The sequence below is a fragment of the Nostoc commune NIES-4072 genome (assembly GCF_003113895.1).
GTDB classification, from domain to species: domain Bacteria; phylum Cyanobacteriota; class Cyanobacteriia; order Cyanobacteriales; family Nostocaceae; genus Nostoc; species Nostoc commune.
In genome coordinates this window covers 1,291,594-1,312,301 of the sequence record NZ_BDUD01000001.1, presented here as the reverse complement: position 1 = coordinate 1,312,301, position 20,708 = coordinate 1,291,594, and the positions used below count along the sequence as shown (strand labels likewise).

16 protein-coding genes and 1 tRNA gene are annotated in these 20,708 nt (G+C 40.9%); 10 read left to right on the top strand and 7 right to left on the bottom strand.

Features of this window, described 5'->3' with window-relative positions; genetic code table 11:
* Positions 1 to 100: 100 nt before the first annotated feature.
* Positions 101 to 1,075: a quinolinate synthase NadA gene (gene nadA, locus CDC33_RS05825; RefSeq protein WP_109007683.1), complete on the bottom strand. Its 975-nt coding sequence runs from the start codon at positions 1,073 to 1,075 to the stop codon at positions 101 to 103.
* Positions 1,076 to 1,224: 149 nt separating this feature from the next.
* Here nadA and CDC33_RS05820 point away from each other — a divergent pair, with 149 nt between their 5' ends.
* The 4 genes from CDC33_RS05820 to CDC33_RS05805 all read left to right on the top strand — a co-directional run bounded on the left by CDC33_RS05820 (position 1,225) and on the right by CDC33_RS05805 (position 3,236).
* Positions 1,225 to 2,145: a TIGR04168 family protein gene (locus tag CDC33_RS05820; protein WP_109007682.1), complete on the top strand. Its 921-nt coding sequence runs from the start codon at positions 1,225 to 1,227 to the stop codon at positions 2,143 to 2,145.
* Between the two features lie 131 nt (positions 2,146 to 2,276).
* Positions 2,277 to 2,361 (top strand) — tRNA-Ser (locus tag CDC33_RS05815).
* A gap of 153 nt (positions 2,362 to 2,514) precedes the next feature.
* On the top strand, positions 2,515 to 2,781 hold the full coding sequence (locus tag CDC33_RS05810; protein WP_094330234.1) for a FitA-like ribbon-helix-helix domain-containing protein: 267 nt from the start codon (positions 2,515 to 2,517) through the stop codon (positions 2,779 to 2,781).
* Positions 2,778 to 3,236 (top strand): type II toxin-antitoxin system VapC family toxin, encoded by a 459-nt coding sequence (locus CDC33_RS05805; protein ID WP_109007681.1) that lies wholly within the window; start codon positions 2,778 to 2,780, stop codon positions 3,234 to 3,236. The genes CDC33_RS05810 and CDC33_RS05805 overlap by 4 nt, the downstream gene beginning before the upstream one ends.
* Positions 3,237 to 3,363: 127 nt before the next feature.
* Here CDC33_RS05805 and CDC33_RS05800 read toward each other — a convergent pair whose 3' ends face one another.
* A complete protein-coding gene (locus CDC33_RS05800) occupies positions 3,364 to 4,230 on the bottom strand; it encodes an aldo/keto reductase (protein ID WP_109007680.1) in 867 nt (288 codons plus the stop codon).
* Positions 4,231 to 4,984: 754 nt separating this feature from the next.
* On the opposite strand from CDC33_RS05800, the gene CDC33_RS05790 reads away from it, so the two are divergent.
* Positions 4,985 to 5,254 carry a DUF3146 family protein gene (locus CDC33_RS05790; protein WP_372726526.1) on the top strand — a complete coding sequence of 90 codons (270 nt, stop codon included), beginning with the start codon at positions 4,985 to 4,987 and terminating at the stop codon, positions 5,252 to 5,254.
* Positions 5,255 to 5,424: 170 nt separating this feature from the next.
* On the opposite strand, the gene CDC33_RS05785 is transcribed toward CDC33_RS05790, so the two are convergent.
* The 3 genes from CDC33_RS05785 to ntcA form a co-directional block, all read right to left on the bottom strand.
* Positions 5,425 to 5,877: a pre-16S rRNA-processing nuclease YqgF gene (locus CDC33_RS05785; protein WP_109007678.1), complete on the bottom strand. Its 453-nt coding sequence runs from the start codon at positions 5,875 to 5,877 to the stop codon at positions 5,425 to 5,427.
* A 116-nt stretch (positions 5,878 to 5,993) separates the two neighbouring features.
* Entirely contained in the window at positions 5,994 to 7,484 is a 1,491-nt protein-coding gene (locus tag CDC33_RS05780) for a DUF3084 family protein (protein WP_109007677.1), read from the bottom strand.
* Positions 7,485 to 7,652: 168 nt separating this feature from the next.
* On the bottom strand, positions 7,653 to 8,324 hold the full coding sequence (ntcA, locus tag CDC33_RS05775) for a global nitrogen regulator NtcA (RefSeq protein ID WP_017652326.1): 672 nt from the start codon (positions 8,322 to 8,324) through the stop codon (positions 7,653 to 7,655).
* Positions 8,325 to 8,706: 382 nt separating this feature from the next.
* On the opposite strand from ntcA, the gene fabI reads away from it, so the two are divergent.
* The 5 genes from fabI (at position 8,707) to CDC33_RS05750 (ending at position 16,153) form a co-directional block, all read left to right on the top strand.
* Complete coding sequence (fabI, locus tag CDC33_RS05770; RefSeq protein ID WP_109007676.1) at positions 8,707 to 9,483, top strand: enoyl-ACP reductase FabI; 777 nt, start codon at positions 8,707 to 8,709, stop codon at positions 9,481 to 9,483.
* 112 nt (positions 9,484 to 9,595) lie between these two features.
* The gene (gene hisB / locus CDC33_RS05765) at positions 9,596 to 10,237 is read left to right on the top strand and encodes an imidazoleglycerol-phosphate dehydratase HisB (protein ID WP_109007675.1); all 642 of its coding nucleotides are present in this window, start codon (positions 9,596 to 9,598) and stop codon (positions 10,235 to 10,237) included.
* 239 nt (positions 10,238 to 10,476) lie between these two features.
* A complete protein-coding gene (locus CDC33_RS05760) occupies positions 10,477 to 11,460 on the top strand; it encodes an ABC transporter ATP-binding protein (protein ID WP_109007674.1) in 984 nt (327 codons plus the stop codon).
* A gap of 497 nt (positions 11,461 to 11,957) precedes the next feature.
* Entirely contained in the window at positions 11,958 to 13,430 is a 1,473-nt protein-coding gene (locus tag CDC33_RS05755; RefSeq protein WP_109007673.1) for an SLBB domain-containing protein, read from the top strand.
* Positions 13,431 to 14,887: 1,457 nt separating this feature from the next.
* On the top strand, positions 14,888 to 16,153 hold the full coding sequence (locus CDC33_RS05750) for a right-handed parallel beta-helix repeat-containing protein (protein WP_244919152.1): 1,266 nt from the start codon (positions 14,888 to 14,890) through the stop codon (positions 16,151 to 16,153).
* Between the two features lie 634 nt (positions 16,154 to 16,787).
* Here CDC33_RS05750 and CDC33_RS05745 read toward each other — a convergent pair.
* Entirely contained in the window at positions 16,788 to 19,004 is a 2,217-nt protein-coding gene (locus CDC33_RS05745; RefSeq protein WP_109007672.1) for a GumC family protein, read from the bottom strand.
* Positions 19,005 to 19,258: 254 nt separating this feature from the next.
* Complete coding sequence (locus CDC33_RS05740) at positions 19,259 to 20,509, bottom strand: O-antigen ligase family protein (protein ID WP_109007671.1); 1,251 nt, start codon at positions 20,507 to 20,509, stop codon at positions 19,259 to 19,261.
* Positions 20,510 to 20,708: the final 199 nt, after the last annotated feature.

Sequence of the window (20,708 nt, the reverse complement as noted above, 5' to 3'; positions counted from 1 at the left end):
TAGCACCATGTTTTAGAAATTGCAAGTAATTAAAAAAAATAACTTGCAGGTAGAAATCGCAACAAAACTGCGTCTCTACCTTATGGATAAAAAATACTGGTTACACGCTCATCTCCAGCATTCGTTGCATTGGTCGCAGTGCAGCCAGCCGAATATCTTCTGACATGGTAATTTCGGGAGTGCGATTTTTCATTGCCCAGTAAAGCTTTTCTAGAGTATTTAACCGCATAAAGGGACATTCGTTACAAGCACAATTATTCATTGGTGGTGCAGGAATAAAACGCTTGTCAGGAGCTAGTTTTTGCATTTGGTGAATGATTCCTGGCTCTGTCGCAACGATAAATTCTTTGGTGGGGCTGCTTTGACAATACTTGAGTAAGGCGGCTGTAGAGCCAATAAAACTGGCGTGGCGCAATACACTACTTTCACATTCTGGATGTGCGATCGCCTCTGCTTCGGGATGGGCAATTTTTAACTGGACAATTTTCTTTTCTGAAAAGGTTTCATGGACAACACAGCTACCTTGCCATAGCACCAAATCTCGTCCTGTCTGTTCCATTACATACCGCCCCAAGTTCCGATCTGGGGCAAAAATAATCGGCTGTTCTTTCGGTATCTGCTGCACAATTTTCACAGCGTTGGAGCTAGTACAAATAATATCGCTCATCGCCTTGATATCAGCAGAACAGTTGATGTAAGATACCACCAAATGATCTGGATGCGCTGCTTTAAAAGCCGCAAATTCGTCTGGTGGACAACTGTCTGCTAAAGAACAACCAGCATCCAAATCTGGTAAAAGTACTAATTTATCGGGATTAAGTATCTTTGCTGTTTCTGCCATGAAGTGAACGCCAGCAAAGACAATTACATCCGCATTGGTTTTTTCGGCGGCTCTCGCTAGTTGTAATGAATCCCCAATAAAGTCTGCAATATCCTGAATATCTGGCTCTTGATAATAATGTGCCAAGATAACGGCGTTGAGTTCTTTTTTGAGACTCTGAATCGCGGCAAACAAATCTAGTGGTAGTTCACCCAGTTGGGTGTTTTCTCGTTGAGCTAGTGCAGTGGTAAACACAGTTTAGGGGTGCTTTATGTTGTAAATGTATGTCCTGTGGATTCAATTATAGTAGTTTTTACCAAAAATAGTGGACGGTTGATATTTTGGGGTTGTGTCCAAATCGGGCTGAGTTTCATATCCTGGAGATAGACGGCAAGGAAAGTGGCATGACCAGTCAGAAAACTCAATCGATAAACCTCAAAATTGCTGTAGTTGGAGATATTCACGACCAATGGGAAGTGGAAGATGGCGTTGCACTCAAGCATTTGGGTGTTGACTTAGTGCTGTTTGTCGGGGATTTTGGCAATGAGTCGGTGGAAGTGGTCAGAGCGATCGCTTCTCTCGATATTCCCAAAGCAGCCGTAATGGGCAACCACGATGCCTGGTACACCGCCACCGAATGGGGACGCAAAAAGGCTCCTTATGACCGCTCTAAGGAAGACTGGGTACAGGAACAACTCGATTTATTAGGCCCGTCCCATGTCGGTTACGGTAAGTTGGATTTTCCCGCTTGGAATTTAACTGTAGTGGGGGGTCGTCCCTTTACTTGGGGTGGCCCGGAGTGGAAATTCGCGGAAATCTGTAAAGAACGTTACGGTGTGACGAGTTTAGAAGAATCCGCCGATCGCATCGTGAAAGCAGTTAAAAGCGCCGCTTACGAGACAATTATATTTTTGGGTCACAATGGGCCTAGTGGGTTAGGCGATCGCCCCGAAGACCCCTGCGGCAAAGACTGGCATCCAATTGGCGGTGATTTTGGCGATCCAGATTTGGGCGAGGCGATTTCTCAAGCCTTGACTGCTGGTAAAACCATTCCTCTGGTGACATTTGGTCACATGCACCGAGATTTACGCCATACCAAGAAAGTGCAGCGCAAGCCCATCTTTAGAAGTCCAGAGGGAACAATTTACTTAAATGCGGCTAGTGTCCCCAGGATTGTGGAAAATGATAGCGAGAAGTTGCGTAATTTTTCCATTGTCACTCTAGAGGCGGGTGTGGTTTCGCAAGTGTCCCTAGTTTGGGTGGGGAATGACTTTCAAGTGGCTAAGGGGGAAATTTTGTACGAGCGATCGCGTATTGTGTCGTAGATATTCGCATCCAGTAGTGCAATCTGCGTAGATAATAGGGTATAGTATGATCTGTCAAGTTTAGTGCTAACCAACAAAAGCGCCTGAATAGCGTCTGAAACTAGGATCAGCACAAGTTTGACAGATTTACTGGAGAGGTGGCAGAGTGGTCGATTGCGTCCGACTTGAAATCGGATGAGGCTAAAACCTCCGGGAGTTCGAATCTCCCCCTCTCCGTTGCATGAATACTGAATTTTATACAAGTGTTTTTATGTAAGACATCTCTAAGCAATATTTGCATCTCAATCCTTAGCAAAAAGCTTTGCGATCGCTCTCCCTTTTGCTTGCATTATGCTATCATTTTGATAAATTCTACTTTGAGGTAAAGCGATGGCTACCCTTTATGTAAGAAATTTACCCGATGATTTGTATGCAAAGCTGCAAGAGTTAGCGGCATCTGAACACCGTTCCATTAACGCCCAAGTTATAACTCTGTTAGAACAAGCTTTAAAAACTGAAGCACAGCAAACAGAAGAAGAAAGACGAAAGAATGTGCCAAAACTTTTAGAGGAAATCCGTCTTCGCCGTGAAAAGCTACCAACTGATATCGAATGGCCTGACAGCACTGCCATGATTAGAGAAGATCGGGACAGATGACAATTCCTCTTAGGTGCGTCGTGGATGCCAGTGTGTCCGTTAAGCAATTTATTCCCGATCCGCTAACAGCCAAGGTTAATCAACTGTTTGCTTACCTTGCCTATTCCCAGACAGAAATCTTTGTACCTGACCTGTTTTACATTGAGTGTGCAAATGTTTTGTGGAAGTATGCTCGTGCAGGTAGTTACGATGTTTCTCTGATTCAGGGGAATTTAGCTAGTCTGAAAGCTTTCCCTTTGCGTGTCGTCTCCACGGCTGATTTGATGGTGGATGCAGTTGCGATCGCATTAAATTATGGAATCTCCGCCTACGATGGTTCTTATGTTGCACTTTCACAGCAGGTAGGTGCTACTTTGCTGACTCTCGACGGTAAGCTGGTGAAAGCAATAGCCGCTTCGTCTTACAATGTTTGCTCGTTTAATGACTTTGAGGTTCCGCCGTTGGAGTCAATGTAGAAGCGATCGCTTTTCCTCAATATATATTCAACCCCAAAGTATTGGATGAGACTAAATATCTCGATACATCAGGGTTGGGGATAAGGTTTAGACTGTATTACACCGAAGTAAGAATCGCTTGGAATGATTAAGTTGCCCGATCGATTTTTTGCACTTCTTCATCAGATAGTTTCACATTGATAGCTTGTGCTGAGTCTTCAATGCTAGAAACCTTGCTAGCACCAGGAATTGGCAAAATAGCGGGCGACTTGGAACGCAACCACGCCAGAACGATATTATATACTGACACACCTTTTTCTTTAGCTAAGTTAGCGATCGCAGGGATATCTTGTAAATCCTGATGGCGACGCCTACCACCAAAGGGACTCCAAGGCAAAAAGGTCAATCCTTGTTCTTCGCAATACTTCAACACGCCGTCATTTTCTGGCTGTCGTTGCCAAGGGCTGTATTGATTCTGCACCGATACAATATCCACTACATCCCGCGCCCGCTTAATTTGTTCAACGGAAAAGTTAGAAACTCCGACAAATCGAATCAAACCTGCCTCTACTGCTTCTTTCACAGGTGCAAGGGATTCTTCGATTGTGTACTTAGAATCGGGCGAATGGTATTGCCAAACATCGATGGGTTTATCACCACCTAACGCTTCAAAACTAACTCGAATTGTTTCACGCAAATGTTCTGGGTTCCCGTTGCTTGTCCAGTTTCCATCAGGACGCATCAAACCGCCCTTCGTTGCTACAATTACTTGGCTAACATCGCCTTTGTAACTAGTAATTGCCTTGTGAATTAGTCGCTCGTTATGATGCTTGTCTGACTCATCTTTGCAGTAAGAATCGGCAGTGTCAATAAATGTAATACCCAGATCCAAGGCCCGATGAATAACTTGGATTGATTCTGATTCGGGAGGGCGATTAGAGATTGACATGGGCATACCACCCAAACCGATCGCACTTACAAAGATACCAGTTTTTCCTAGCTGTTTGGTTTCCATGCTTCTAGCTCTAGCTTTCTGCCCCAATTATCTACCAGCTAGCCAAAGCTTGTTTAGCAATTCATCATAAATCCTCCCTAGTACTTAGACTTGGTGATTAATGAATGCGCTACGAGGGGAATACTCTACTCAGGGGTTCAGTATTTTATACACAAACACTGATGAAAATTGTAGAGGAAACTCGTACCAGATTACAGCTAAAGCATCAACCACTCAGATATTGGTTCATTGGGTGGTGCCTTTTTACTGTCTGTTTAAGCTTTTTGATTTACTGTTTATTTTTTGAGTCTGCTTCAGTTAATATGACTTGCGTAGTTTACCGCCGTAGGCATCGCCTCTCCCAAAATCAAATTAATTGTGAATTTAGGCGGTTTAATTTGCTGGGAAGCATGGAAAAACTCAAAATGTTTGATCCTCAAGAAGCATACACTCATTTCTAAAATCTTAATAAAAATTACCCGCACTACTTACCAGTGTGTTCATAGACGAAAGTCACAGATCGCTGACTTTAGCTGATAAAATTGGGGATTTTGTCTATCACGAATGACTTAGGATTGCTATAAAGACACGGAACGCCGAGATTAAGTAAGTTTGAGTCACTTTTAACTGAAATTTTACAGCATCCTCGATTAGTACAATTTTTGCTCAACTATAAATACTCACTTTGTCAGTTTATCTATTTAAGCTATTTTGGTAAATAAAATAAGAAGCCAGCCTAATATGAGCGGCTGCTATTCTACACTTGACATAAAGCATTGTGAGTGCTAAAAGACGACTGCCAGAAACCATTGCCCATGTCAGAATCACCCGCCAATCCTGGCAACACGGCTTCCTTGAGGGTGAAGTGAGTGCAGGTGAGTTTGAGTGGCATTTCCAGTGGCATTTTCGCCGGGGAGAACTTGCCGTCAAGCCTTCCCAAGGCCGCGCCTTAATCAAAGAACCCCTCGGTCGATTTTTGGAACAACAAGATTATCAGCTAGAGCCTGGAGGAGATTATGCTTTTACTATTCGGGCGGAACTCTAGGAGTTAGGAGTGATGCAATTTTGGATTTTTGGATTTTAGATTTTAGATTTTAGATTTTTGCTTGAATCCCTTCGGGTTCAGCAGTCGCTCATGGGGGAAACCCCCAAGACCGCGCTGCTTCACCAAAATCCAAGTTGCGCTGGAAGCGCACCAGAGATGCGACCCAAAATCTAAAATTGACTGACTGTTGATTCAGTGAGGCGATTTAAGTATCTTTCGATTAAGAGGATGGCAACAATGTCATCTATTGGTCTTGGTGGCTGTCGTAGACCCTGTGGCAATAGCTTTATTAACCCTTTGGGCGGGAACATTTGCCAATAGCGATCGCGTGCTTCTAAGGTTGTGTAGCGCTCATCCACTAAAATAATACTCAACGGTTCTGTCAATTCTTGATATAATTTCTGTCTCCACTCCTTGGCTGTAGTTTGGTCGCCCATGACCATCAAAGAAATCGGAAACTTTTGACGCAGTGTCTCAATGGTAGCGATCGCCTCTTTTGCTAAGACGACCTGATGATAATACAATTGCCGATCCAGTCCCATCACCGCTAAACCACACTTATCTCGACCTGGATCAAACCCCAATATGACTGGTTGCGTTGGTGAAAATTCCGGGAAAGTCATAATAAATTAAAAATTAAAAATTAAGAATTAGAAATGAATAAATGCAATTACAGCAACTATTTTGACTGCTGTTCGATATGTTTAAATCTTACTAATAACAGTGTGCAAATAATGTTTTAAGTAGTAAAAATAATTTGTCCGTTGACTATTGCCACTAGTTTTACTCTCAATGGCCCGGCTGTATAAGTGTCCTCTGCTGCGATCGCTTTAATCTCCAATGGTTGATTGTATTGTCTTAATTGGCTGACAAAGCGTAAGAAAGTCCCCTCTACTTGCACATCTTCGACAATTCCGGCATTACGGGCCCGAAATTGGGAAGCAGAAATCAGTATTTCCAGTCGCTGCTGTAATTGATAAGATGTCATGGTTTTGGAATCAGCAGTCGTTGTGGCCAGTACCGCGCCTCCCGAAAAAACCAGTTGATTGCGGGCTATATCGGTGAAAAATTCTATCTGCTTTTCTCCCCTGACGTAATTACCAGCCGAGAAAATTCGCACCACGTATTCTTGACCATCGCTAATCTGCTTGCTCAATTGGTCAATCCTATCTTGGGTCACGCGCAGTAGCTCTGCATTTGCAGAATTTGATCCAGGCTCACTTAATTCGAGGTTAGCGTTGCGATTGGCTTCTTGTAAAAGTTGTACCACTGCCTGACGAGCAGCACCAGGTTGGGTAATACGAATTACAGCAGCAGCCAAAACTTGACTGCGAACTAAGGCCAGCTTGCCTAAACGTAGGTCGCGGTAAGACTGATAATATTTTTCCAACCTTGCAACTTCCATTTCTAGTTGCTCTTGTTGTGCTTCCAATTCTTTGAGGCGCGATTCCCGTTTGGCAATTACTTGCTCTCGCGCTGCGACTTCTACATTGCGCTTTTGAATCAATTGATCGAGTTGGGAGATTTTTTGATCGCGCACTTCTATGGCTTCTTGGCGATTAGCAAGTTCGCGATCGCGTTTTTCAATAGCTGTTTTAGCTTCGTCAATAGCTTTTTTAGCTTCAGCGTACAGTCGTTGACGCTCTGTCTTCAGTAATTCAACTGCTGCCTGTAGCTCCTTCCTCTGATTGTAAACGCTTTGCAATTCAGCTATAGCTTTTTGGTATTGAGGTACAACTTGTGCTAGCTGACTTTGAGTGCGTTGGAGTTGAGTTTGAGTTTGAGCTTGTTGACTAATGGTGCGGTTCAACTGAGCTTGTGTTTGGCGTTGTTTGGCATTGGCCGCCTGCAAATATTGATTAATTACCTGCAAGTCTTGTTGTGCTTTTGTTTGGGCAATTCTTGCTTGGTTTAGCTCACTCTCTACCTGACTTTTTTGAGTTTCTGCGGTTTTTAGCTGTTCCCGCTTCTGTCTGAGGTCTGTTTGAATATCTTCTAATTCAAAGACTCCCTTTCGTAAGCCTTCGTCAGCAGCGAATAAAATTCCTAAGGTTGATGCTGAAATCAAACCGCCCGTAAAAATAGTTACTAGTACAGCAGTATTTTTTGGACGAAGGTTAAAAAGTGAGAGGCGGGCTTTGCCAACTCGTGTGCCGATGCGATCGCCCACGGTTGCAATTACGCCTCCCAGAATTAAAATTGCTGCGATGAGGATGTATCCGGTGGTCATCTTTAGCTACCGAAATCCTTCCAGATACAGCCTACTACTTTTAAGCATTGTCTGGAAAGAAGTGGAAATTGGCAATAGCTGAAATTACTCAATTTTAGATTTACCTCTAGCTATTAGTGTCATTTTTCAAAATAGAACACGCGCCGATTCCCCTTTCTCCAATTGATTTTATGTGAATTGCCTACTTAAGGTAACAGGTTTGTGCACAGTAATTTTCTTTTTGTGGATAGAAATCATCTTTTTCTCACGCAAATCCCCTAGTAGCCTAGTAACGGTAACACGAGTTGAACCAATTGCTTCTGCGATCGCTTGATGAGATAACTTCAGATCAATTGTGATCCCATCTGCACAAGGAACTCCAAAATCCCGGCAAAGAATTAGCAAAAAACTCACCAACCTAGAACCCATATCTCGGTGAGCGAGAGTTTCAATCATCATCTCTGTTTGTAAAATGCGCGAAGACAGACCTCGCAGCATTAACATTGATAATTCTGGATTTTCCTTGAGTGCTTGCTCCACTTGTTCAATTGGTGCTGACAGTAATTCTGCAGGCGTAAATGCAACCGCATGGTAAAACCGATCCGACTTATTTCCTGTCAGCAATGACAATACACCAAAAACACTATTTTCCCGCAGCAACGCTACCGTTATTTCCTCTCCTGCCTCGTACACCCTGGAAAGTTTAACAGCACCTTTCAAAAGAAAATAAACTCGTTCGGCAGGATCGCCAGGAAAAAAGATCGTTTTATTGCGTTCAAACGTTTCCACAACTGGCGGAAACGCCCCGGTCGCCATCTGACGAAATACATTTGCTAGGGCTTTATCTTGTGTCACGATCATCTCCCTTCCCCTACCCAATGCCGGAAAAACAAAAACTGATTACCTAAGAATACACCTGAAAAATGAATAAAGCACCGTCAACCTTTCTGTACTTTACTATACTCAAACTAATCTCTTCATAACCCTTTGTTTATAATGATACATAATTGGTGATCCTTTCAGCTACAAATTGTTGATAAGTACTTCCAATAGCTGTATTAAAAAGGGTTTTTTAAAGAACAAATAAAGTTATTTTGGGAATATCTTTAGGAAAAATCAAGATTTTTACACGCAGTAAACACTCTTACCAATATTCATTTTTGCAAATCCTGTATAAAACAAAGACAAAACGTGCCTCAGATTCTAGTATGCTCCTAAATGATCGATCGCATTAACAATTTATATGCTAAATCTGACTGGAAAAAATGCTCTTGTTACAGGTATTGCCAATAACCGCTCGATCGCCTGGGGTATCGCCCAACAGCTGCATAAAGCCGGAGCAAACCTGGGTATTACCTACCTGCCCGATGAACGCGGCAAGATGGAGAAAAAAGTTGCAGAATTGGTAGAACCCCTCAACCCCAGCTTATTTCTTCCCTGTAATGTCCAAAATGATGAACAGATTCAATCTACTTTTGAGACAATCCGCGAAAAGTGGGGAAAGCTAGATATCCTCATCCATTGTCTTGCCTTTGCCAGCAAAGATGATTTGACTGGAGATTTTAGTCAAACCTCTCGTTCTGGCTTCAACACCGCCTTAGAAATTAGTACCTACTCGCTGGTGCAGTTAAGTGGTGCAGCTAAACCTTTGATGACAGAGGGAGGTAGTATCGTTACCCTCACATATTTAGGCGGTGTTAGGGCAATCCCTAACTATAACGTCATGGGAGTTGCCAAAGCTGGCTTAGAAATGAGTGTGCGTTACTTGGCTGCTGAACTAGGGCCACAAAATATCCGCGTCAATGCCATCTCCGCAGGCCCCATCCGCACTTTGGCATCTTCAGCAGTGGGTGGTATTTTGGATATGATTCATCATGTAGAAGAAGTAGCTCCCCTACGACGCACCGTAACTCAGCTAGAAGTGGGTAACGCTGCCGCTTTCTTATGTAGTGATTTGTCTAGCGGCATTACCGGACAAATTCTATATGTAGATGCAGGATATGAAATTATGGGAATGTAAGATAATTTGGGCATAGGGCATTGGGGATTGGGCATTGGGAATTGAGTATTAGTATTTTTGCTCATTCCTCATTCCCCATGCCCGATGCCCCATGCCCCATTCCCCATTGTTTATGCAAACAACCAATCGTCAAGTTAATTCAAACTACGACCAGTCAACTATAACCCCTCGAATTGCCACTGTTCACCGCACCACTGGTGAAACTAATGTGCAAGTTACCATCAATCTGGATGGTAGAGGAACTTGCACGGCAGCAACTGGCATTCCATTTTTAGATCACATGTTGCATCAAATTGCCTCCCACGGGCTGATTGATATAGATGTTCAAGCCAAGGGAGACTGGGAAATTGATGACCATCACACCAACGAAGATGTAGGTATTACCTTGGGCCAAGCCTTTAACCAAGCACTAGGCGACAGAAAGGGCATTGTCCGCTTTGGTAATTTTCTTGCGCCACTGGATGAAGCCTTAGTTCAGGTAGCGCTAGACTTTTCTGGACGCCCTCACCTCAGTTACGGCTTGCAAATTCCTACCCAGCGTGTAGGAACCTATGACACCCAACTAGTACGCGAATTTTTTGTGGCACTCGTGAACCATAGCCAAATGACACTACATATTCGGCAACTGGATGGCATTAATTCCCATCACATTATTGAAGCTACATTTAAGGCATTTGCCAGAGCAACCCGGCTGGCGGTGGAAATCGACCCTCGTCGTGCTGGTCTAATTCCCAGTTCTAAAGGCGTTCTATGAAAGGAGGCAAATGGGGCATAGGGCATGGCGCATTGGGCATGGGAAAGAGGACTTGGGGACTCTTGAGAATTGGGGACAAGGGGAAACACTTGTTGCAAGTTCTGATTTAAGTCCCCTTGTCTTCCCCACTCCCTACTCCCCAGTTCCCAATAATTGACACACAGGTTAGTGATGGTTATTATCAGCCTATCGGGTAACTTGTAATTAGTGCCAAGCTGGTAATTAGTAATTGAACCGAGATGAAGTCTGTTGCAGATGACCCTGATTCTCAACTTAATACGACGGACACTCCACCAGTAGTCTTGACTTCTGAGTTGCGAAAAGTTTATCGCACTGGTTTTTGGCTAAATCAAAAAGTCGTATCTCTCAAAAACTGTTCTTTAACAGTTTATAAAGGTGAAACCTTTGGGTTGCTGGGGCCAAATGGTGCTGGTAAAACCACCCTTTTAAAATTGTTGCTGGGGATTATTCGCCCTAGCTCTGGACGGGGATTATTATTGGGTAAGCCAATAGGCGATCGCAGTGTTAAGCAACATATCGGCTATCTGCCGGAAAATCCCTATTTGTATGACTATCTCACTGGCTGGGAATTTTTACAGCTAGCCGCCGGGCTATTCCAAATTCCCCAAAGTGTGCAACGCAAACGCATTCCCCAACTGCTGGAATTAGTGGGTTTATCTCAAGCCGATGCCCGTAAAAAGCTGCTGCGTCGCTATTCTAAAGGAATGTTACAGCGTGTTGGTATGGCACAGGCGCTAATTAACGAGCCAGATTTGGTTTTTTTGGATGAACCGATGTCTGGTCTTGATCCTGTGGGACGCTACCAAATGCGAGAAATTATCCTGGCGCTAAAAGCTGCTGGGAAGACGATTTTTTTCAACAGCCACGTTCTTAGTGAAGTAGAACAGATTTGCGATCGCATTGCTATCCTCGCTCAAGGTGAATTAATTTGCTCTGGTTCCCTCAATGAACTCTTAGGCAGAAACGACACATATCATGTCAAAGGTCAAGGTGGTGATTGGGAAATTCTTCAAAAATGGATACCTACTCTCAGATTTGAACCAGATGGTTCCTGGCAAGGTACACTACAAGAGGATTACTATGATTTTCTCGCCAGTCTTCGTCTCATGGAAGGTAAAATTATTGCCATGAATTTGTCGCGTTACTCCTTAGAAGAGTTTTTTATTCAACAAATCCAAAGCAAAAATAACTCGTTTAATTAATCTTGCTGCCAAATAGTAAATTTTGGGTTTGCTTGAGCAAAAAAGCCCAAAATGTATGCCTTTTGAGTTGATCTTTTTCAAGACAACCCACGAAAAATAAAATTCAGATCTATTTTTAACGTTATTTGTATTAATTTAATGAACTTGTTCATAGTTTTGGTAGTTATAGTAGGTTTTAAATCGCGCTAAAATGTTATGTCATTGACTTTTACAAAAAAATCTTATTTCTCATTACCTTATTGGTTAACAGAAAATTTATTGTATAAACTGCGCTTATTAGTGTCAGTCCTAATATTTTTGATAATTCCTATATTCAAGTTGGCTTAACTTTAAATTAACTTCACTAAAAATTCAAATTCAATAAACAAATTTCCTCCGGAAAATGACACTTTTCGAGGAAAATAAGAGTGTCGGGGAACTTGAATACTTAGGTATAGTCCAAATAAAAATGTTTAGACAGTACATTATTGATTGTAGTTTCAGAGTTTCAGGTAAATATGCTTAATACAAGTTTGTTTAAATTCCTAACTCAGCCAGTTGTGGGTGTGGCTTTGTTAACTGCTGTCAATGCCGTTGTGCCATTTGCCAGTCTAGCTCAGGGACAACCATTACCACCAACAACACCAACACCAACCACATCAACACAATTAGATACTAATTATTCATTAGGAGGCGGCGATCGCATCCGTGTAAATGTATTTGAAGTACCTGAATATACGGGGGAATATCAAATTCCCCCAGGTGGAGCAATCAACTTACCTTTAATTGGCAGTGTGTCAGTCCTGGGTCTAACGACTGAACAGGCTGCTGACGAAATTGCCAGAAGATATGCTCGCTTCCTGAAACGTCCCTTGATCTCAGTCAATTTGTTATCGTCTCGTCCCATCAATGTTTTTGTTGCCGGAGAGGTGACACGTCCAGGCGCTTACACCCTGAACTTGAGCGGAGGCGCAGGAGACAATCCCGGCGTACAATACCCCACTGTATTAGCCGCACTGACAACAGCACAGGGGGTAACGCTGGCTGCGGATGTGACTCAAGTTCAATTACGGCGTAAAATAGGGCGCTCCTCAGAGCAAGTCGTCAGTATCAATTTAAAGGAACTCATCCAAACAGGCAGGTTATCACAAGATATTACCTTGCGGGATGGAGACACTATAGTTGTGCCAACTGCAACCAACTTCAACTTGGCAGAATCCCGCAATATATTTGCAGCTAACTTTGCCGCTAGCCAAACCACACCCCGCACGGTAACAATTATCGGTGAAGTTAACCGTCCTGGTTCCTATCTTGTCACCCCAGCTAGCACAGATGCACAGGGGGGAGGCGCAACCAATAACAGTGGTACTACCACTCCCAATGGTCTACCAAATGTGACGCGAGTAATTCAATTAGCTGGGGGAATTACAGCACAGGCTGATATTCGTAATCTCAAGCTACGCCGACCTACAAGAGCTGGTTCAGAACAAGCTATAGATATCAATCTTTGGCAATTATTACAGAGTGGTGACGCCAATCAAGATATCATCGTGCAAGACGGAGATACAATAGTTATTCCGACGGCAACTGAAATCAACCCCGCAGAAGCTACTCAATTGGCTACCACTACTTTGTCTCCTGCACGCATTCAAGTTGGTGTGGTAGGTGAAGTTAAAAGACCAGGGTTAACAGATGTTCAGCCGAATAGCTCCTTAAATCAAGCTATACTCGCTGCTGGAGGATTTAATGATGCCAGAGCTAGTAGTAGTGCTGTTGATTTGATTCGCCTCAACCCTAATGGTTCTGTGACTAAACGTATAGTAAAAGTGGATTTCTCCGCTGGGATTAATGAGCAAACTAATCCCATACTCCGCAATAATGATGTTGTGGTAGTCAACCGATCTGGTTTAGCTAAGACTGGCGATACCACAAACACTATAACTGGGCCTCTAGGCGTTATTTTTAATATTCTGAGGTTGTTCGGAATCTAGTTTAAAATATGTTTGTAAATAGGGGACGTTGGTCAACCCTCTTCGTCCCCAAAATTGCACTATGTATGAGTTAAGGCTCAATAGTGAAGAGTTAATATAGCCCTACTTAATCATTTGTGAGAGAAAAAAGCTGAAAAGCTTATAAATAAGTATCTTTATCTCCGTATTTTTTCACAATTTAACCAACTTTGGGGGTTTAAGTCCCCTGTTTCTACAAGCAGCGTGTTTTGTGTCGGGGTTTAAATCCCCGTCACTTTCACGTAATTGCGAACTGCGAATTGTTTTAAATTGGATTGCTATAGAAAAGAACTATAGACTCATAATGGCAAGTCTTAAATTACTCTTGTACTGCGTTTTGAGAGCAAAAATAAGTAAGTGGGCGTGAATAATTAAAGGTTTGTACTAAGCGGCTTCAGCCATATCCCAAGTGTTGGAGCCGCTTAGTACCAGCAAATTAAATTAATTTTACATTACGTAACATAGTTTTATTTATTCTTGCCCACTATACTTAAATGATGCGTTTAAATATGACGCACAGAGCCGTACTATTACAGAGAAGCAAGCTATGTAACACATCTCTTATTCCAAAGAAAAACTTCTAGATTAGAATAGCTGTTCTTGTGCTCTTATAGGAAAGCAAGCTACGCACTCTCTCGGTCACAGGATAAGACTAGGGTACAGAACTGGCTTACATGGAGCGATCGCTCCTCCAAAATTGCATTTTCTATCCCAATTTTAGGATTTTTTTAGGTAGTATTACTTGTTTACAAATACTATAAACCTAAAGTTTTCACTGAAAATTCTTAATCTGCTATTGATAGGCTTTTTGAACTTTATTTTAGTTACTCGAATTTTTATGATAATGATAATCTTTTATAAGATATTGAAGTAAAATGTAGCCTTTACAGTCCTTTTCATATTTATTCATTCTTCTTATCATAAGTATTACTTAAGTAAATTCACTAATTAATGAAATATATAGTATCTTAACCATAGATATCACGTATACACAATACAATAATATCCAATTGGAAATGTCGCCATTTGTAAAGTTGCTTGGTGTCCATTAATGAAGTAAGTCTGGATACTGAATCATTTTCCTTCAGTACTTTTACTATATAGTTGCTACTTTGTGGAAGACAAGCTAAAAAGGCTTTTCAGGCATATCTACGTGGTAACTCGCAGGTTAAAACCTGATAAAGCGTGTATAAACTTACAAATGGCAGTTACACGACTGTATCCAATACTGAGTTACTGACTAAGGCTAGAGCTACTGACCGTCGACGAATCAGTTTTTGCAACATACCCTATTTTTCCCTATGATGATTCATGGTTTAGGTTTTCTCAGTTTGAGCGCATCTCTTGTACTTCCCTGGGCATTAACAGGTCTGGTTCAAGGACAGAGAATAACAGAGTCTTTTGTTAAAGATGTTGGTCAGTCATCCACTGATCAAGAAATGCCACTACCAAGCCGCAAACTGATCAGTTCTATTTCAAATGGGACAACATACTATGTTAGTGGTAAAGGAAACGATAGAAATAGCGGACGCACTACCTCATCTGCCTTTAGGACAATTCAAAGAGCAGCAGACCTGACTAACCCTGGCGACACAGTACTTATTATGGACGGGGTATACAATAATGCAGATCCATCTGGAGCGATAATAGATATTAAACGCTCTGGAAGGACAAATGCATGGATTACGTATAAAGCATACCCTGGACAGCGACCGAAACTTCAGCACAATGGATGGCATGGAATTTGGATTAACGATGGAGCATCATATATTGAAGTTAATGGGCTGGAGGTTGTAGGGAACAATGGCAAAATGTCCCGTAGTTATGCGCTGAGTCAGAAGTATGACGACTCAAACCCCCTGACCAATGGAAATTGTATCAGCATAGAAGGAGGAGAAGATGGTCGTTCCCACCATATACGTATTCTCAACAACAAGGTACATGATTGTGGAGGCGGAGGCATTTCAGCCGTTGAATCAGACTATATAACAATAGATAATAACGAAGTGTTCAATAATGCCTGGTACTCAGTTCACGCCTGTAGTGGCATTTCGATACTTACTAGTTGGAATTCTGATAACAACCAAAACTACAAGATATTTGTGACCAGAAACAAGGTCTACAATAATCGAATGTTCGTTCCCTCGATTTATAATGGCAAGATCCAAGACGGTAATGGCATTATTGTTGATCGTGGAATGAATAAGCACAAAGAAGCAAAATTGAGTGCGTATCGAGGACGTACTTTGATTGCCAGCAATATCTCATATAAAAATGGTGGTGGCGGTATTCACACATTCCAAAGTGAGAATATCGATATTGTCAACAACACTAGTTATATGAATAACCAGAGTCCAGGAATTACCTACGGGCAAATCTCGATTAATGATTCAAATAATATCAACGTTCTCAATAACATCCTTTATTCTGAGCGTGGGAAACCGATAAACGTAAGATACGGTGGTAAGGACGTCAGATTTGACTACAACCTCAACGCCAATAGTTCATTGATAAATGTTTCCGGGTCTAGTGATATGATTGCAGATCCACTCTTTATGAATCCCTCCGATGGTGATTTTAGGCTGAAGTCTACGAGTCCGGCAATCAATAGTGGTATGAAGTTCAATAGTGTAAAAACCGATTTTACAGGCGACCCTCGTGTAAAGGGTTCACTACCCGATAGAGGGGCATACGAAATGCGGTAGTAGTTAAGAGTATGGAATTGGGTTGTATGGCAAAATCCTGATTTATCCAGCCTTTTTGTCTACAACCCGTTTTTTAACACACTGTTGGCTTATTTATTAGAAACTAAGAAAAAGTGTGGTAAATAATCAAAGTTTCAACATTTGCGAAGATAGTTAATACTTGTATCAAACAACGCTAATGCATAAGTAATTACGTGCTAAATATAGCTGTTGCTTTAACAGCTATGGATTTTCTTCTATATTCAATTCCAGATCAAAACTAGATTCCTAATCTTTCCTAACTCTAATAAAAATAAATGGGCGAAGTGTAAGTTTTAACCTCCATTCCGCATCTTCAACTAACTATTAAAGAACAGAAAAAGGGGCAGTTCTCGCTGGGAAGAGAACCCTATATATAAATAAATGCACAGGCTGTGAAACAAGGACGCATTATTTTTGCGTCTTGCGTCTCGAAATAAATATTTTTACTTTTTGGCATCAATAAATTTATTTGCTCTGAAACCCTTGTGGCAGGGTAATTTCACTATTATTCTCTCAGCAAGAGATGCTCCTTGCTGCCCTGCCTCTTCAACCACATGAATTAGGATCATGGTTTATTAATATGTATTGGAGTAGTTCTTAGCCTCTAAAAGTTTTATTTTTTTGCAAGTCCCTGAAATTCCTTTGCCAACTTTGTTGGTTTAAAATATTCATGATCGTGATATAAATAACTACTAGATTCATTTTTATCAATGATTCCATTCACGACTAATCCTAGTACGTTGTAATTGGATCTTTCTAACATCTCTTGAGCAGCGTTAGCACTGTTAGAATCAATTACCCCAGGTCGAGCTACTAACAAAATCCCGTCAGTCATTTGGCTTAAAGTCAAAGCATCGGCTGCTAAAAGCAGGGGAGGAGCATCAATAATTACAAAATCATAGTTATGTTGAGATGAAAAATTTTCAATTAATGATGCCATCCGTTTAGAGTCAAGCAAAGCCAGTGGGTTGGGAGGTCTAACCCCAGCAGTTAATACATCAAGATTATCCATTACCCTAGATACAGTAACGTCAAATTCAGCTTGACCTATAAGAACCTCACTTAAACCAACTGCATTGGTTAGCTGCCAAAGATGATGCTGAGAAGGAATTCGCATATCTGCATCAATTAATAAAACTTTACGCCCTAGTTGAGCGATCGCTGCTGCCAAATTAGCTGAAACTGTAGACTTGCCTTCTTTAGGAACTGCGCTAGTTACCACGATAGTTCTGAGCACTTTATCTGAACTCAGGAATTTCAGATTGGCTTGAATCATGCGGTACATTTCGCTAGTTAAAGAGTAAGGCGTATCTCTGACAGCAATTTTTGGTTCTACATTTGAATCACGACGAACTTTTTTAACAGATAAAGGAATAATTCCCAGCAACGTATATCTAAATACATCTCTGACTTCCTTAAGTGTTTTCAAAGATCTATCTCTCATGCTTAGGAAGAGAACAGTTGTAGTAGCCAAAAATAAACCGAACATCACTCCTAGCAATAAAATGATAATTTTTTTACCTATTACTGGCTTGTTTGGCACTACAGCCGGAGCAATAATCCGCGAACTGGGTGTATTTGTATTTTCAACTAACTGTAATTCTTGTACCTTTTTCAACAGAGTTTGATATGTGGATTCTGCAACTTCAACTTTCCGTTCTAACTCTCGCTGATTTTGTGCTAACTGAGGTATGATTTTCACTCGCTGCTCGTAGGTAAAACGGGAATTAGACAGAGATGAGAGTCTTTTAGCTAAACCAAAGCGCTGTATTTCTGATTGTAGAAAACTTTGGATCAAGTTTTGTCTGAGGTCTCCAATCTGCAATAGTCTTTGCGGAATTTGTGTTTGATTACCAACAGTCTGACCAATTTGCTGTTGCAGGAGCGATTGTAAGCTAGCTTTCTTTGCTTGTAAGTTAATAATTACGGGGTTATCATCTAAAAAACGGCTACGCTCTATCGCTAGTTGTCGGTCTGTATCTTGAAGTTGTGCAAGAACTCCCTGCACTGCGGGTGACTGACTGAGGGCACTCACAGCGATCGCTTCTTGAGAATTTAGCTCTACTTTCTGGCGCAGTTCATTGGTTTGGGCGTTTACCTCATCTAGTTGAGCCTTAACAGTATTCATCTCATTATCTAGATTTCCAATAGTTGCAACGGCTGATCTTGTCTCCTCTGATAAATCAGCTATCTGATGCTTCTGTTTAAATATACGTAACGCTACTTCTGCATTATTAACAGCCTCTTGAGTTTTAGGCAGCTGTTTGGCCATAAATTGACGAGTTGCTGCTGCCTCAGAGCGATTCGTCAAAATATCATTTTCTAAATAAAGATTCATGATTGTGTTGACGACTGCCGCTGCTTGTTCAGGGTCACGGCTGGCGTAGCTAATTCGTAATACATCTGTGCCGTTAATAATTTTCAAGATCACGGCTTTTCGTAGTTTCTCTACCTCTATGGGTTTACCTTCTTCATCTTTAAGCCCTAGTTTATCTATTGTTCGCTGCAATAGATTAGGTGAAGAAATAACTTCTATTTGAGTGTTTATAGGATTTTGAGTTGCTAGCAGGGATTTTAAATCTCCTGGATCTCCTCCTTCAGCGTTAGTAGGAAAAAGATTGGAACCTACTACTTTAAAAGAAGGAATTCTAAACAAAAGTTTTCCTTCGGCTTCATAAGATGGCTTCATAAATTGTGTAGCTACAGCACTTAGCATAACTGTAGCTGCAAATATTGCAGTGCCAGGTAGCCACCATCGTTTTAATATCAATAAGTAACGGCTAAGGTCTAAATCGATAGATTCTCTAGATTCCATAGATTTTTTTGACATAAATCTTCAAAAGTACAGGTTTTAAGCAAGAAACTAAAAATTGACTTAGAGAATGCACAAACCACTGCAATTGACAAGACTGATCTGTTTTACAATCTGACAATAGTATAGACTATCTAAGTTACAAATTTAGTTTCCATCCGAAATTTAAAGTGATTACTAGCTTTGCCAAATTTTATTATAAGCCTCTAACAGTTTCGGAGCTTGATATTGCCACTCAACTATCTTCTCTATTTTGCGTTGCCTTTCAGATCCTATCTCAGAACATAATCAATTCTCTCTGGTTCAGCCTTTGCATGTGTAGAAAGTTTGCTTGATATTATGGCTGATACATAAAGTATCCAATCCAAACTATTTTGCTCTAATAATGTAGTTTCAGTTAAATTTGAAAGAATAGTATAAGTAAAAAAAACTAAAAGCCATAAATTTTCTATTTCATTCCATCGAATTAAATATATTGCTCTTAATAAATTAATAACGAACCCAATTGTAAAAATCAAAACTCCTACTAGACCCAACCCTAGCCAGAGATCCAAAAAACCATTGTGAGCATTAGGAGCATTCCATTGTACGGTTTGTAAAACAAGAGAAGACTCACTACTATTATCCCAGAATGCTCCATAGCCATATCCTAGCCACGGTCTTTTCGCAATCATGTCCAACACAGCAGGCCATAGTTCTGCACGTCCAGTGAGTGTTGTGTCCTTACCTACAGTACCTAAAATTGTCTCGGCTTGGGAGACAAGTAAAGTATAAAGAGCTATACCAACTGTTGTCATCAACGTCACAACAGGTATCATTACTTTATACTTTAAACGTAAAATTCGGTAATATATCAGAAAAGCAGTAGTAATAATTATAAAGTTAAATAGGGATGTTGCTGATTTTGATAATAATACAAGTAATCCAGAACTAGCATAGCCAAGCCATGAAACCCAGCGATTTTCTCGATTAGTCATGGCAAAAAAGAAAAATACTGCTCCAGCAAGTACAAATTTCCTGCCAAGAACATTCTTTTGTGGGTATATCCCTCGCCAAGCACCTGTTTCAATCCCACCAGCAATACCATATTTTGGTATTAATAAAGCAAACAAGAAACACATTACTGCGGAGATTCCAAGCATATATGCACAAAGCTTCAGTTGTTCTTTTAAGGTGTAGCGTGAAGCAAAATAAAGCCCAAAGAGCATTGTTCCTGCCAGACCGAAAACACGACGTATGGTAGTATCTGAATCTAAAGACCAAAAACTAGAAAGTGCACAAACTCCAAGTAGTAACCAAATAAGTTTCTCTTTGCTTAAGACGTAAATAACCTTTTTCCAACGGAGAGTCATTAAGGAAAGGCTGAATATATACGTAAAAATGACAAGCAATCGGCCTATGGTGTTATCAGCTTCTTTAATGGTAAAACCATTTGTTATAAACGGAACTAGTGGAGTTCCTGAATAGATCATTAAACAAAGAACTGTAACTAATTCTTCAGCAGAAATTAAAAACTTTTTCATTTTTTATCATGTGTAAATATCATTTTATATATAAAATTCACAAATTTTTAATTATTAGTAAACATTGATTTGCTAGACTGCTTTACTATATTTATCCACTCAAATTTTATGATATAAGTGTATTTTTTTAATTGACATTTTTAATTTAACTCGAAGACAGAAGTAACCTAAGTTGAAAAGCATGTAATTTAACTAGAGA